The organism is Streptomyces sp. NPDC090445 (genome assembly GCF_044769385.1).
Lineage (GTDB): Bacteria > Actinomycetota > Actinomycetes > Streptomycetales > Streptomycetaceae > Streptomyces.
Window position 1 is genome coordinate 66,611 of the sequence record NZ_JBIVXV010000016.1, and the last position, 15,516, is coordinate 82,126.

Here is a 15,516-nt window from a genome sequence, read left to right on the forward strand (position 1 = left end):
AACCGGACCCCGCTGCTCACCTGACGGTGGTTCTTCGGGCCGCGGCCACCGGTGCATGCGGATGCCGAACTACCGAAGGCCGCGGCGTGCACGGGGGCTCCGGCCCATCCGCCCGAACCGGGAGCGCGGGGCGACAGGTCGCACGCGGCGGCCGGCGCCCTCGGCCCGTTCGGCGGGCCGAGGGGCGACCGGGGTGGTTTTTGCCGTCTCGATTCGGACATTCGCCGGTCGCGGTGGAGCAGGCTCGGCGGTCTTCGGCGCTACTGACCAGTACTTTCGGCTGGGGCCGCACCCGCTGCGGAACGGCGCATTCGCGCCGTTCATTTCGCGAGGTGCTTCGCGCGGCGTTCTCGCGGTGGGTGTCCGCTCCCGCGGCCGGTCCGGCGGCCTCGGGGCCGGATCAGCGACTCAGCGTTGACCCTTCAGTAACTTGGCGCTAGTTTCGCTTCGTTCACCGAAAGGCCCGAATTCCCGTTCCGGGCCTGCGCGACCTTGTGCCTTCCCGCGGCCTGTGTCAGGGCCGAAATTCCCCCACCGGGCAACGCCATCGCACATTCGGAGAATTATGACGTCGGTAGTGCAAGTCATCGGACTGACCCCTTTCGGCGAACCCGACGCCCGCCTCGCGGCCGCGGTCACCCGCGGCGGCGGACTCGGCGTCCTGGATCTGGGGGCCGGTGACCGGGCCGCCCGCGAAGCCCTCGCCGACCTGCGGGGATGGCTCCCCGGACGGTACGGGGTGCGCATCGGGCCCCCGTGCCGATTACGCCCCGGGGAGCTGGCCGGACTGCTCGGCGGGCCCGGCGGGCCCCGTACCGTACTCCTCGGTGTCGGGGCGGCCGTGCGGTGCGCCGACCTGCCGTCCGGCGTGCAGGTGCTGGCCGAGGCCACCTGCCTGGCGGAGGCCCGGGCCGCCCTGGACGACGGCGCGCACGGACTCGTCGCCCGGGGCAGCGAATCCGGCGGCCGGATCGGCGACCTCGGTACGTTCGTGCTGCTGCAGCAGCTCCTCGACGCCACCGGCCCCGACGGGCCGCCGGTGTGGGCCTGCGGGGGCATCGCACCGGGTACGGCCGCGGCCGCCGTCGTCGGCGGGGCCGCGGGAGTGGTGCTCGACACCCAGCTGGCCCTCCTCGCGGAGTCGGCGCTCCCCGCGTCCGTCGCGACGGTCCTGCGGTCGGTGGACGGCTCCGAGACCACGGTGCTGGGCGGCCACCGCGTTCTGCGCCGCCGCGGTCCCGGCGCCCCGCCGGTCACGGAACCGCCCGACGACCGGGGCCGGGTGGCCGGCCCGGTGGGCGGGCGGAACCCGGACGACCGGCTGCTGCCGGTCGGGCAGGACGCCTTTCTCGCCGCCCGTTTCGCCGACCGCCACCGGGATGCCGCCGGCGCGGTCCGCGCCGTCACCGAAGCGGTCCGGGCCGCGGCCGAGGACGACACCGCCGCCCGCAGCCTGGCCGCCGGATCGCCCATGAGCCGCGCACTCGGCACCCTGCTGCCCGTCGCCCAGGGCCCGATGACCCGGGTCAGCGACGGGGCCGACTTCGCCCGCGCGGTCTCCGACGGCGGAGCCCTGCCCTTCCTCGCCCTCGCGCTCGCCGGCCGGGAACAGGCCGGCGCCCTGCTCGCCGAGGCCGCCGCAGCGCTCAACGGCCGCCCCTGGGGGGTGGGGATCCTCGGCTTCGCGCCGGAGGAGACCCGTGCCGCACAGCTCGAAGCCGTACGGGCGCACCGGCCCAGCCACGCCGTCATCGCCGGGGGCCGGCCCTCGCAGGCCCGGGCCCTGGAGGCCGACGGCATCCGGACCTTCCTGCACGTGCCCTCCCCCGGGCTGCTGCGCCAGTACCTCGGCGAGGGCGCACGCCGGTTCGTCTTCGAGGGCGCCGAGTGCGGGGGCCATGTCGGCCCCCGCAACAGCTTTCCGCTGTGGGAGGCGCAGATCGGCGTCCTGCTCGACCACGTGGCGGAGGATCCGGGCGCTGCGCCGGACATCGAGGTGTTCTTCGCGGGCGGTGTGCACGACGCCCGCTCCGCCGCCATGGTGGCGGTCCTGGCCGCGCCCCTCACCGCCCGCGGGTGCGCGGTGGGCGTGCTGATGGGCACCGCCTACCTGTTCACCCGGGAGGCCGTCGCCCACGGCGCCGTACGCCCCCTGTTCCAGCGGCAGGTGCTGGCCGCCGAAAGCACCGCGCTGCTGCGGACGGCTCCCGGGCACGCCACGCGGTGCGTACCGAGCCCATTCAGCGAGGGCTTCCGGGACTTGGCGGCGGGCCTGCGCGCGGAGGGCGTTCCCGACCGCGAGGTGTGGGAGCGGCTGGAGCGCCTGAACGTCGGCAGGCTGCGGCTGGCGAGCAAGGGCGTCGAGCGCACCGGAACCGGTGCCCTGGCCGCGGTGGACGAGCAACGGCAGTACGCCGAGGGGATGTTCATGGCCGGCCAGGTGGCGGTGCTGCGCGATGCCACCACCGGCATCGCCGCGCTGCACGCCTCCGTCACCGACGGCGCCGCCTCCTTCCTGGAACGGCGGCGCGCCGTCCTGCGGGCAGCGGGGCAGGGTCCGGAACGGGTCGATGACGGCCCCCGGGCACCCGCTCCGCTGGACGTGGCCGTCGTCGGCATGGCCTGCATGTTCCCGCAGGCTCCGGACCTGGCGGCCTTCTGGGCCCGGGTGCTGGACGGCCGCGACGCCGTCACCGAAGTGCCCCCGGAGCGCTGGGATCCCGAGGTGCACTGCTCCCCCGGCCCGGACGGCTCCGGCCCGGCCAGCGCGTCCCGATGGGGCGGTTTCCTGCCCCGCATCCCCTTCGATCCGCTGCGCTACGGCATCCCGCCGGCGTCGCTCGGCAGCATCGAACCGGTGCAGCTGCTCGCGCTCGAAGCGTCCCGGCGCGCCCTGGAGGACGCCGGCTACGGTGAGGACGGCCGCACCTTCGACCGCTCGCGGACCGGGGTGGTGTTCGGCACCGAGGCCGGCAGCGACCTGTCCAACGCCACCACGCTGCGCGCCGTGCTGCCCTCCTACTACGGGCAGGTGCCCGCGGGGCTGGACGGGCAGCTGCCCCGGCTCACCGAGGACACCTTCCCCGGCCTGCTCGCCAACGTCGTCGCCGGCCGGGTGGCCAACCGGCTGGACCTGCGCGGCCCCAACTACACGGTGGACGCCGCCTGCGCCTCCTCGCTGGCGGCCGTGGACGTGGCGTGCAAGGAGCTCGTCCTCGGCACCAGCGACGTGATGCTGTGCGGCGGCGCGGACCTGCACAACGGCATCAACGACTACGCCCTCTTCACCTCCGTGCACGCGCTGTCCCCGACCGGCCGCTCCCGCGCCTTCGACTCCGCGGCCGACGGCATCGCCCTCGGGGAGGGGGTCGCCTGCCTCGTCCTCAAACGCCTCGCGGACGCCGAACGGGACGGCGACCGGGTGTACGGGGTGATCAAGGGAGTCGGCGCTTCGAGCGATGGGCGCTCCCTGGGGCTGACCGCGCCCCGGCCGGAGGGCCAGCGGACCGCCCTGGAACGTGCGTACCGGGGCGCCGGAATCTCCCCCGCCGAGGTCGGGCTGGTGGAGGCGCACGGCACCGGGACCGTGGTCGGCGACCGCACCGAACTGGGCGTGCTGACGGAGGTCTTCGACGCGGCGGGGGCCGGCGCCGGGAGGTGTGTGCTCGGCTCGGTGAAGTCGCAGATCGGGCACACGAAGTGCGCGGCGGGCCTGGCCGGGCTCATCAAGACCGCACTGGCCCTGTACACCGGGGTGCGGCCGCCCACCCTGCACCTGGAGAGACCGAATCCTGCCTGGCAGGCCGGCGCCGGCCCCTTCGTCTTCCACCGGGAGGCCCTGCCGTGGCCGGCCGCCCCGGAGCGGCGGTACGCGGGGGTGAGCGCCTTCGGCTTCGGCGGCACCAACTTCCACGTCGTACTGGCCGCCCACGGCGGGGACGGGCCGCCGCCCCCGCATGCCCGGGACGAGTGGCCGGCCGAACTGTTCCTGTTCCGGGGGAACGACCCGGCCGCCGCCCGGCGCGCGGCGGCCGGGCTGCTGGACCTGGCCGGCGCGGCCCTCCGCGGCGACGCCCCCTGGCGGCTGCGCGACCTGGCCGCGACCGCGTCCCGGCGCGCGGCGCGGGACCGCGGGAACGTCCGGATCGCCTTCGCCGCCCGGGACCTGGAGGAGCTGTGCCGCCTGCTGCGGGCGGCGGCAGCAGAGGCGGACGGCGGGGCGGGTCCGGGTACGGACGCGGGCGCGGGTGCGGGGGGCGCCGCCCGCGCGGGAGGCAGGGTGTACCGGGCGGCCGAGGGAGGCGAGGGGGCCGGGCGTACGGCCTTCCTCTTCCCGGGGCAGGGCAGTCAGCGGCCCGGGATGTCCGCCCACCTCTTCACCGCCTTCCCCGACCTCGGCCGGCTCCTCGGCGGGGACGCGGACACGGGCCCGGACGCGGGCGCGGGCGCGGACGCTGAGGCGGACGGACGGGCCGTCCGGGCCTTGTACCCGCCGGCCGCCTTCGACGACGCGGCCCGGGAGGAGACGCGGCGGGCGCTCACCGACACCCGGGCCGCGCAGCCGGCGCTGGGCATGGTGGAGCTGGCGGCGTACGAACTGCTCACCCGGTGCGGGATCCGGCCCGACATGGCGGCCGGCCACAGCTACGGCGAGCTGGTCGCCCTGTGCGCCGCGGGCGTCATCGACGCCGGGTCGCTGCCGCGGCTGAGTGCGGCCCGTGCCGCGGCGATTCTGGACGCGGCCGGTGACGACCCCGGCGCCATGGCCGCGGTGGCCGCCGCCCCCGAGGACATCGGGCGGGTGCTGGGCGGCCCGCCGCTGCCGGACGGGCTGGTCATCGCCAACCACAACGCGCCGCGGCAGAGCGTCCTGTCGGGGCCGACCCGCGCGGTCGAGGCGGCGGTGCGCCGGCTGCGGGAGGCCGGGCAGGCGGTGAAGCGGCTGCCGGTGGCATGCGCCTTCCACAGTCCGGTCGTGGCCGCGGCCGGTCCGGCCTTCGGCCGGATCCTGGAGCAAATGCCGCTGCGGGAGCCGGAGTTCGAGGTGTGGGCCAATCGCACCGCCCTCCCCTACGGGGCCGGCTCCGAGGCGGTGCGCGGGGAACTCGCCGCGCAGGTCGGGGCTCCGGTGCGGTTCGCGGCACAGATCGAGGCGATGTACGGCGCCGGGGCCCGGACCTTCGTCGAGGTCGGGCCCGGGCGGGTGCTGACCCGGCTCGTCGCGGACGTCCTGGGTGACCGGCCGCACCTTGTCGTCGCGCTGGAACCGCGCGCCGACGGCGGTCTGGCGGGTTTCCTCGACGCGCTCGCCCGGCTGGCGGCCGCCGGACTGCCGGTGGTCAACGACTGGATGTTCCGGGGACGGGACGCCGTCGACATCGACCGGGCCCCCGCCCCGCGCGTGCCCGGCTGGACCGTGGACGGGCACCTCGTCCGTACCGCGTCCGGCGAGCCGCTTCCCGGCGCTCTCGCGCCGGCCCGACGAGTCGTGGAGGCACCCGTGACGACGAACCCCGGTGAGGCGGCGTCCGGCGCGCCGGACGCACTGATCGCCGAGTTCCTGCGCAGCAGCCGGGAGATGATCGCCGCTCAGCGCGACGTGCTGCTGGCGTACCTCGGCGGTGTGCCGGACGGGACCGCGGCCGGTGCTGCCGTGCCGACGCCGACGCCGACGCCGACGCTGCTGCCACTGCCACTGCCACTGCCGCAGCCGCTGCCGCAGCCGGAGTACGGGCCCGGGTCGGCGGTCGGCGCCGACGCATCGGACCTCGCTGCGCCGGATGTCTCCGCGCCTGCGCCGCAGTCCGCGGAGTTCACCGGGGAAACGATTCTTCGAGCGGTCCTGGAGCTGATCAGCGAACGTACGGGGTACCCCCTGGACATGGTCGAGCCGGGACTCGATCTGGAAGCCGACCTCAGCGTGGACTCGATCAAACGCGCCGAGATCGCGGGGGAACTCGCGCATCGTCTCGGCGGCTCGGGCGGCGGCCCCGTCCCGGCGGTACTGGACGACGCCGAGCTGGAGGAGCTGACGCGGGCGCGGACCGCGGCCGCCATCGCCCGCTGGCTCGTAGCCCGCGCGACGGCCTCCGGCGCGGCCGCGGCACCGCCGGTCCCGGCCGAGGCCGAGGTCCCGGTCCCGGCCGAGGTCCCGGCCGAGGTCCCGGCCGCAGCCGGGGCCTCCGGCGCGGCTCAGGGCGACGTCCCGGCGGCGTACGGCCCGGCCTTCCCCGCCCCCGCCCCGGTCCCCGACGGCTCGGAGCCCAACCCGAGCGCGTACCGGGAGCCCCGGGCAGAGGAGCCCGCGCCCGGCTCGGGCACTGTCGGCGATCCCGGTGCGGCGGCCGACGCGGCCGAGCCCGTCGTGGCCGCTCCCCGGCGGTACCGGGTGGTGCGGGCGCGGCTGGCGGGCGCGGCCGGTACGGCGGCGGACCTCGCCGGTACCCGGTGGGTGCTGCTCGGCGACGGCGCCGGGGCCTGGCGCGGGACCGCCGGCGAACTGCGGGAGCTGCTGGCCGCGCGCGGCGCGCAGGCGGTGTCGGCGATGCCGCCGGCGGACACGGATCCCGCGGCGGCGGACGGGCCCGTGGACGGTGTCGTCGTCCTGAGCGCGCTGGGCGAGAGCGGCGGTCCGCCGTTCCTGCCGGCCGGCTTCCCTGTCGTACGGGCCGCCCTGCGCGGTGCCCCGCGGCGCCTGCTGGTCGTCCGGGAGGCGGGGTACGGGATGCGGGCGGCCGGGACGGACGGGCTGGTGCGGTCCGCGGCCCGCGAGTATCCCGGCGTGGCGGTGCGCTGCGTCGCGCTCGATCCGGGTGGGCTGCCCGGGCCGGTGGCGGCCGCGGAGGCGCTGTTCGAGGAACTGCTGGCGGGCGGCAGCGAGCCCGTGGTCGTGCGCACGTCCGCCGGACGGTTCGCGCCGGTGCTCGCCGAGGCGCCGCTCGGCCCGCTCGCCGGGACCGGTGCGGGACCGGCCGGGGAGGGTGCCGCCGAGGCGGAGGCGCTGGGGCTTGACCGGGACGGCGTCGTGGTCGTCGTCGGCGGGGCCCGTGGGATCACCGCGCGGTGCGTGGCCGTGCTGGCGGCCGCCGCCCGCTGCCGGATCGAACTCCTCGGCCGTACCCCGGTGCCTGCCGGGCCCGAGGACCCGGTGACCGCTGCCGCACCGGACCGCGCCGCGCTGCGGGGCCTGCTCGCCCGTACCGGCCGCTACGCCTCGCCCGCCGCCGTCGACAGCGCCGCCGACCTGATCCTGGCCCAGCGCGAGGTCACCGCGACGCTGGACGCCGTACGGGCCGCGGGCGGCCGGGGCCGGTACCGCAGTGTCGACTGCCGGGACGCGGCCGTCGTGCTCCAGGCCCTCAAGGAGATCCACTCCGAGCACGGCCGCGTCGACGGGGTGGTCCACGCCGCCGGAGTCGTCGAGGACCAGCTGATCGAGGACAAGTCGGAGGCGTCGTTCCGCCGCGTCCACGGCACCAAGGCGGAGGGCGCGGCCGCGCTGCTCGCGGCGGTCGAGGAGCTGCCGCAGGCCGAACACCTGTCGTTCGTCGTCCTGTTCGGCAGTATCGCGGCCGTGCTCGGCAACCGCGGCCAGGCCGACTACGCGGCGGCCAACGACGCGCTGGAGGCGTACGGTGCCGCCTGGGCCGCCCGCACCGGGCGGCGCGCGCTGACCGTGCACTGGGGGCCGTGGGCCCCCTCCGAGGGCCACAGCGGCATGGTCGGCCCGGAGCTGGCCCGGCACTACGGCCGGCGCGGGATCCGGCTGATCGATCCGGAGGAGGGAGCCCTGGCCCTGCTGCGGGAGCTGGCCTGGGGTGACCCGGCGGAGCGGGCCGTCGTCCTGACCGCCTCGGAGTGGTGACGTGACACGCCCCCCGTACGGGTCCGGCTCGGGCGCGATTCCCGCCGCACCCGCCGCATCCTCTGTCCCCGCCGCATCCTCTGTCCCCGCCGCATCCTCTGTCCCCGCCGCATCCTCTGTCCCCGCCGTACCCTCTGTCCCCGCCGTACCCGCCGTACGTGCCGTCCCCGTCGCCATCACCGGCATGGCCGTGCTGCTGCCGGGCGCACCCGACCTGGCCGCGTACTGGCACAACCTGCGCACGGGTGTGGACGTCATCGGCGAGGTCCCGCCCGGGCGCTGGGACGCCGCCTACTACCGCCCGGGCAGTGCACCGGAGCCGGCGGCGGCCGACCGGGTGTACTGCCGGCGCGGCGGGTTCGTGGACGCCGTCGCGGAGGTGGACGTCACCCGCTGGGGCGTCATGCCGTCCTCCGTGCCCGGCACCGAACCGGACCAGCTGATCGCGCTGCACGTGGCGGCGAACGCGCTGGCCGACGCCGGCGGCACCGACCGGCTTCCCGACCGCGACCGCATCGGGATCGTCCTGGGGCGCGGCGGCTACCTCACGCCCGGCCTGGTCCGCCTCGACCAGCGCGTCCGCACCGCCGGCCAGCTGGTGCGCACCCTCGGCGAGCTGCTGCCGGGCCTGGATGCGGACCAGCTGGAGCGGGTGCGGGCGGCGTTCACCGAACGGCTGGGTCCCGACCGGCCGGAGGACGCCATCGGGCTGGTGCCCAACCTCGCCGCCTCCCGGGTCGCCAACCGCCTGGACCTGCGGGGGCCCGCGTACACGGTCGACGCCGCGTGCGCGTCGTCGCTGCTGGCCGTGGACCAGGCGGTCGCCGCACTGGTCTCCGGCCGGTGCGACCTGATGCTGGCCGGAGGCGTGCACCACTGCCACGACATCACCCTGTGGAGCGTGTTCTCGCAGCTGCGCGCCCTCTCGCCCAGCGAGCGGATCCGCCCCTTCCACCGCGGTGCCGACGGTCTCCTCATCGGTGAGGGCACCGGGGTGGTGGTGCTCAAGCGCCTCGCCGACGCGGAGCGCGACGGCGACCGGGTCTACGCCGTGATCCGCGGGACCGGGGTCAGCAGCGACGGCCGTACCTCGGGCCTGGTGAACCCCGATCCGGCCGGGCAGGCGCGGGCGGTGCGGGCGGCCTGGCGGGCCGCCGGCCTGGACCCGGCGGCACCCGGCTCGCTGGGGCTGCTGGAGGCGCACGGCACGGCGACCCCGGCCGGGGACGCCGCCGAACTGGCGACCGTACGCGAGGTGTTCGGCCCGGCGGAACCCGGGCACCCGTCGGCGTACCGGCCCGTGATCGGGTCGGTGAAGTCGATGATCGGGCACGCCATGCCCGCCGCGGGCGTCGCCGGGCTCGTCAAGGCGGCGCTCGCCGTCCACCACGGCGTGCTGCTGCCCACCCTCCACTGCGAGGATCCGCATCCGGCGCTGGCCGGGACCCGTTTCCGTCCGCTCGCGCAGGCGGCCCCCTGGGAGCCGGGGCCGGACGGCGGGCCGCGCCGGGCGGCGGTCAACGCGTTCGGGTTCGGCGGGATCAACGCCCACGTCGTCCTCGAACAGGCCCCGCACGGCGCGGGCACCGCACCGGCCCGCGTCCCCGCCCCGCCCGCGCCGCGGGAGCGGGCCGTGGTCGACGAGCCGGAACGCGTCCTGCTCCTGGCCGCCGCGACACCCGAAGCCCTCGCGGGCGTCCTCGACGAGCGCGGGGCGTCGGGGCCGGCGGGCGGGGCGTCGGGCCGGGCCCCGGCCGGCGTGGAAGCCGGGCCGGTACGGCTGGGCATCGTCGGCCCCACCCCCGAGCGGCTCGCCCTGGCCCGGCGGGCCGTCGCCAAGGGCGAGCCGTGGCACGGGCGCGGCGACATCTGGTTCCGCCCGCGCCCGCTGCTCGGCGCCGGCGCACCCGAGGCCGGCCGGACGGTCTTCCTCTTCCCCGGTCTGGAGGCCGATTTCGCGCCCCGGGTCGAGGACATCGCCGACCGGTTCGGCCTGCCCCGGCCCCCGGCCGCACCCGACGGCGCCCCGGGCGGCGCGCCGCGCGGACCGGGCGGACCGGGCGGACCGGGCGGACCGGGCAGCGCAGGCCTGCTCGGCCGGCACGGGCTCGGCGTCGTCGCCGTCGGCCGGCTGCTGGACGCCGCGCTGCGCCGCATCGGCGTCGTCCCCGACGCGGTCGCCGGACACAGCGTCGGCGAGTGGACGGCGATGGTCGCGGGCGGTCTGTACGAGGAGGAGGCGGTGGACGCGCTCATGGCCGCCCTGGACCCGGAGACGGTCAGGGCCGCCGACCTGGCGTACGCGGCAGTCGGCACACACGCCGACCGGGTGGCCGGACTGCTGGCCGCCGGAGACCACCCCGGGGTGGTCGTCTCGCACGACAACGCGCCCCACCAGTGCATGGTGTGCGGACCGCCCACCGCGGTGGAGCGGTTCGCCGCCGCGCTGCGCGCCGAGGGCGTGCTGGTGCGCACGCTGCCGTTCCGCTCCGGCTTCCACACCCCGATGCTCGCCCCCTGTGTCGGGCCGTTCCGGGAGGCTGCCGAACGCCTGCCGCTGCGCGCCCCGCACACCCCCGTCTGGTCCGGGACCACGGGGGCGCCGTTCCCGGCCGACGAGGCGGGGATCCGGGAACTGTTCGTACGCCACCTGCTCGAACCGGTCCGCTTCCGCATGCTGACCGGGGCTCTGTACGAGGCGGGGTTCCGCGTCTTCGTCCAGGCGGGGCCGGGACAGCTGGGCTCCCTGGTCGGGGACACTCTGGCCGGGCGGGACCATCTCGTGGTGGCCGCCAACTCCCCTCGGCGCGGGGGGCTGGACCAGCTCCGGCGGGTGGCCACCGCCCTGTGGACGGCGGGCTCCCGCACCGGCCCGCAGGCGGTGGACGCGCCGACCGTGTCCGGGCGCGCCGGGCGGCCCGGCTCCGTCGGCCCCGGCGGCCCCCGGCTCGGGCGTCCGGTGCGGCTGGACCTGGGCAGTGCGCTGGTGAGCCTGCCGCCGTCGGCCCGGCCGGCCCTGACCCCGTGGCCCTCACCCACTGCTGTGCCCGCCGCGCCGGGCGCCGTGCCTGATGCCGCGCGCCCGGCAGTCGGCGCCCCTTCCGCCGGGCAGCCCGGGCAGCCCGGGGAAGGGCCTGCGTCGGCGGCCACCGGATCCGTGGCGGCGGAGCTGTCGGCTCTGCTGCACGAGACCGCGCAGGCCGCGCAGGCCGCCGCCGCACTGCTCACCGCGGCCCGTCCGGCCCCGACCGTACGCCGTCCGGCGCCGGCGTCGACGTCGGCGCCCGTTGCACGGCCGGGTCGCGGTCCGATGCCCGCCGCCCGCGGGCGACTTCCGGAAGCACACCCCGCGGCCGGCCCCCCGGCCGCCCCGGCCGCACCCCGTTCCGGCGACCGGCACCGTCCCGGCGCCGGGCCCGCGCAACCACCGGGGCCGGTACCGGGGCCGGGGTCGGGGCCTTGGCCGCCCGCCGCCCGGTCCGAGACCGTGCGGGTCTCGGTGGACGACATGCCGTACCTGCTGGACCACTGCTTCTTTCCGCAGCGCGCGGACTGGCCGGACGTCGCGGACCGGTGGCCGGTGGTGCCGGCGACGACGATCGTGGCGCTCATGACGGCGGCGGCGGAGCGTGCCGTACCGGGACAGGTGGCCGTGGCGGTGCACGACGCGTGCTTCGACCGGTGGCTGACGGCAGCCGAGCCGCTGGACGTCGACGTCACCGTCACCCCGCGCGGGCCGGGCCGGGTGGCGGTGTCCTTCGGACCGCAGGCGCGCGCCGTCGTGGAGCTGGCCGGCCGTCACCCCGCGGCGCCGCTGCCGCCCGGACCGCCGGACCCCGCTGCCGAGCGGGTGCCCGACCACACCGCCGAGCAGGTCTACCGCGAGCGCTGGATGTTCCACGGCCCGGCCTACCGGGGCATGAGCCGGCTCACCGCCATCGGCGACCGGCACGTACGCGCCACCCTCACCACACCGCCCGCGCCGGGCGCGCTGCTGGACAACGTCGGCCAGGTCCTCGGCTACTGGATCATGGCGACCCGTACCGACCGGACCGTGGTCTTCCCTGTGCGGATGCGGCACATGCGCTTCTTCGGCCCGTCCCCGCGGCCCGGCACGCCGGTGGAGTGCCTGGTACGGATCACCTCCCTCACGGAGACGGTCCTGGAGGCCGACGCGGTGCTCACCGTGGCGGGCCGGGTGTGGGCGGAGCTGACCGGCTGGCAGGACCGCCGCTTCGACAACGATCCGCACACCCGGCCGGTGGAACGCTTCCCCGACCGCAACACGCTCTCGGCGGCCACGCCGGGCGGCTGGTCGCTGGTGTTCGAGCGCTGGCCCGACCTGGCCTCCCGCGAGTTGATCATGCGTAACGTGTTGGGCGGACCCGAGCGTGCCGCCTACGCCGCCCGGCCGCCGCGCGGCCGCCGGCAGTGGCTGCTGGGCCGGATCGCCGCGAAGGATGCCGTGCGCCGCCTGCTGTGGGAGGCCGGCGAGGGGTCCGTCTTCCCCGCCGAACTCCTCGTGGACAACGCGTCGTCCGGGAGGCCGAGGGTCGGCGGGCGGCACGGCCGTACGCTGCCGCCGCTGGAGGTGTCGTTGGCGCACTGCGCCGAGGCGGGCGTCGCACTCGCCCGCCCCGGACGGGGGCCGGGGCCGGGAATCGACATCGAGCAGATCGCCGTGCCGGCCGAGGCGACCGTGGCGACGGTGTGCGGACCGGAGGAGCGGGCACTCCTGACGGCCTGCCAGGCGGGCTCCGAGGAGGCGCCGGAGGTGTGGTTCACCCGCTTCTGGGCGGCCAAGGAGGCCGTCGCCAAGGCGGAGGGCACGGGCTTCGCGGGCCGTCCCAGGGACATCGCGGTGACGGCCGCGGACCCGGACCGGCTGACGGTCCGCGTCCGCCGGCCGCACACACCACGGGCCCTCGGGGCACCGGACGATCCGGGCGGTACGGGCGGTACGGGCCATGCGGACGCGCCGGGGGTCCCGGCCGCCCGCGTGTACCGGGTGGACTGCGTACGGGTCGCCAATCCGCCCGGACTGCCACCGCGCGCGTACGTCGTGGCGTGGACGAAAGGCCCGGACCCGGAACCGCCGGGCGCGGGCGACGACCGTGACGAGGGGAGCGAGTCGTGACGACCAGCCGGCCCGGCGTGTCCGAGGGCGCCGACGAGGCGGAGGTGCTCGCCGAACTGACCTCCATGATCCGGCAGGTACTGGACGGGTACGAGCTGGAGGAGGGGGAGGTCACCATGCGGACCCGCTTCGGAAGCGATCTGGAACTGGAGAGCATCGACCTGGTGGCGCTCGCCGGCCTGCTGGAGGAGCGCTACGGCCGTGCGGTGAACTTCGCCGAGTTCGTGGCCGGCATGGAGCTGGAGGAGATCATCGACCTGGACGTGGGCCGGCTGGTCGAGCACATCTGCCTGTGCCTGAAGGCCGCGGGCGGGGCCGGCCCGCGATGACCGTCCTCGACACCGGCCGGGTCCGGCTGCACGTGCAGCGCCTCGCGCCCGCGGACGGCGGACGGGCGCGGGCCACCGTGGTCCTGGTCCACGGCCTGCTCACCGACAGCCTCGCCAGCTACTACTTCACCGTGGCGCCGGCCCTCGCCGCCGCCGGGCTCGACGTGGTCATGTACGACCAGCGGGGACACGGCCGCAGCGGCCGCCCCTTTTCCGGATACGGCCTCGACGACGCCACCGACGACCTGGACGCCCTGCTCACCGGGCTCCGGCTGCCCGGACCGGTGCACCTGGTGGGCAACTCGTACGGCGGGACGGTCGCCTTCGCCTACGCGCGGCGGCGCCCGGAGCGGGTGGCGAGCCTGCTGGTCGTCGAGTCGGAACCCGCCACCGCCGCGTGGGCGGTCAAGCTGGCCGGGCTGCTGGAGCGGGTCCGCCACGAGATGAGCGTCAACGAGGGCGCCGCCCTCGACTGGATCGCCGCCCACCACGGCGGCCACACCGCCCGCCTGGCGAGGTCCGCCGGGCGGCTGGTGCGGGACACGACCCTCGCCCGGGACATCCCGGCCAGCCCCGTGCTCGACGACGCGCAGATCCGCACCGTCCGCTGTCCCGTCCTCGCGCTCTACGGTGCCGACTCCGACCTGGCCGAACAGGCGCCCCGGATGCGGGCGCTGCTGCCGCACTGCACCACCGAGCTGGTGCCGGGCCTGCGCCACTCGGTGCTGGTGGAGGCGCCGGGGCGGGTGCGGGACGCGATCCTGGACTGGGTCGGCCGCCACGGCCCGGACCGTGTCCCGAGGGAGCCGGTCGCGGCCGGGCCGGAGGTGCGTGCCCGGTGAGTTCCTTCCTGTTCGTCGTGCCGCCGCTGGTCGGGCACGTCAACCCGCTCGTCGGGGTGGCTTCCGCGCTCGCCGCCCGCGGCCATCAGGTGGCCTGGGCGGGCGAACCCGCGCTGATCCGCCGACTGGCCGGACCGGACGCGACCGTCCACCCGTGCCCGCCGGAGGAGCCGGGCACGCCGGACGCGCCGGACAGCCCGGGCGAGCCGGGCGGGCAGGGCGGGCCGGCAGGGCCTGCCGGGCCGGGCGAGGGCGTGGCCGGTGGTGCCGTCCGGCCGCCGGACCTGCGCGGTCCCGAGGCGCTGCGCTTCCTGTGGGAGCGCTTCCTGGTCCCGCTCGCCGAGGCGATGGCGCCGGGGGTGCGGCAGGCGGTCGGCGCCTTCCGGCCGGACGTGGTCGTCGCCGACCAGCAGGCGCTCGCCGGAGCCCTGGTGGCCGAGGACCTGGGGCTGCCGTGGGCCACGTCGGCGACGACATCGGCGGAGTTCGCGGACGCGCTCGCCTCGATGCCGCGGGTCGCCGCCTGGAACGACACGCTGCTCAGGGAATTGCGTGCACGGATCGGGCGCCCGGGCGGCACCGGCGACCCCCGGTTCTCCCCGCACCTCGTCCTCGCGTTCAGCACCCCCGAACTGGCCGGTCCCACCCCGCGCGGCGGCGACCGGGTCCGCTGGGTCGGCCCTTCGCTGGCCGCACGGCCCCGCCCCGCCGCGTTCCCCTGGGACCGGCTCGATCCGGGCCGGGCCCTGGTGCTGGTGACGCTCGGCACCGCGAACGCCGGCGCCGGCGGGCGTTTCCTCACCGAGGCGGCGAGCGCGGTACGGGCCCGGGCCGGGAGGGTGCAGGCCGTGGTGGCCGATCCGGAGGGCGTGCTCGGCGGGCGGCCGGGCGACCCGGACGTCATCGCGCTGCCCCACGTCCCGCAGCTGGACCTGCTGGAGCGCGCGGCCGCGGTGGTCTGCCACGCGGGCCACAACACCGTGTGCGAGGCGCTGTGGTACGGGGTGCCGCTGGTCGTGGCGCCCATCCGCGACGACCAGCCGGTGATCGCCGCACAGGTGGCGGAGGCCGGGGTGGGGGTGCGGATCCGCTTCGGGCGGGCCGGTGCCGCCGCGATCGGCGCGGCGCTGGACACCGTACTGGGCGAGCCGCACGTCCGCGGGGCGGCCGCGAAGGTCTCCGCCGCCTTCCGTGCGGCAGGAGGCGCGACCGCCGCGGCGGACCATCTCGAACGGCTGGCAGGGCAGGAGGCCCCCGTATGAGCTCCGCACCCCACGCAGACGGCACGCGCGACCCCCGCGGCACCGGCGCCCCTCCCGCCACCGGCCGTACGCGGCGGCACAG

5 protein-coding genes are annotated in these 15,516 nt (G+C 77.2%); all 5 read left to right on the top strand.

Annotated features, from left to right (window positions below):
- Positions 1-565: 565 nt before the first annotated feature.
- The 5 genes from ACIQUT_RS26185 to ACIQUT_RS26205 all read left to right on the top strand — a co-directional run bounded on the left by ACIQUT_RS26185 (position 566) and on the right by ACIQUT_RS26205 (position 15,434).
- Positions 566-7,864: an SDR family oxidoreductase gene (locus ACIQUT_RS26185; protein WP_403566157.1), complete on the top strand. Its 7,299-nt coding sequence runs from the start codon at positions 566-568 to the stop codon at positions 7,862-7,864.
- Positions 7,865-8,039: 175 nt separating this feature from the next.
- Positions 8,040-13,001: a beta-ketoacyl synthase N-terminal-like domain-containing protein gene (locus ACIQUT_RS26190; protein WP_403566310.1), complete on the top strand. Its 4,962-nt coding sequence runs from the start codon at positions 8,040-8,042 to the stop codon at positions 12,999-13,001.
- Positions 12,998-13,330, top strand: coding sequence for an acyl carrier protein (locus ACIQUT_RS26195; RefSeq protein ID WP_403566159.1), 333 nt, complete (start codon positions 12,998-13,000; stop codon positions 13,328-13,330). Before ACIQUT_RS26190 ends, ACIQUT_RS26195 begins: the two co-directional genes overlap by 4 nt.
- On the top strand, positions 13,327-14,172 hold the full coding sequence (locus tag ACIQUT_RS26200; protein ID WP_403566161.1) for an alpha/beta fold hydrolase: 846 nt from the start codon (positions 13,327-13,329) through the stop codon (positions 14,170-14,172). Before ACIQUT_RS26195 ends, ACIQUT_RS26200 begins: the two co-directional genes overlap by 4 nt.
- Positions 14,169-15,434: a glycosyltransferase gene (locus ACIQUT_RS26205; RefSeq protein WP_403566163.1), complete on the top strand. Its 1,266-nt coding sequence runs from the start codon at positions 14,169-14,171 to the stop codon at positions 15,432-15,434. Before ACIQUT_RS26200 ends, ACIQUT_RS26205 begins: the two co-directional genes overlap by 4 nt.
- The last annotated feature ends 82 nt before the right edge of the window (positions 15,435-15,516 follow it).

Excerpts from the sequence above, each read along its gene's own strand:
- ACIQUT_RS26200 (WP_403566161.1), top strand. The coding sequence starts at position 13,327 with ATGACCGTCCTCGACACCGGCCGGGTCCGGCTGCACGTGCAGCGCCTC.
- ACIQUT_RS26185 (WP_403566157.1), top strand. The coding sequence starts at position 566 with ATGACGTCGGTAGTGCAAGTCATCGGACTGACCCCTTTCGGCGAACCC.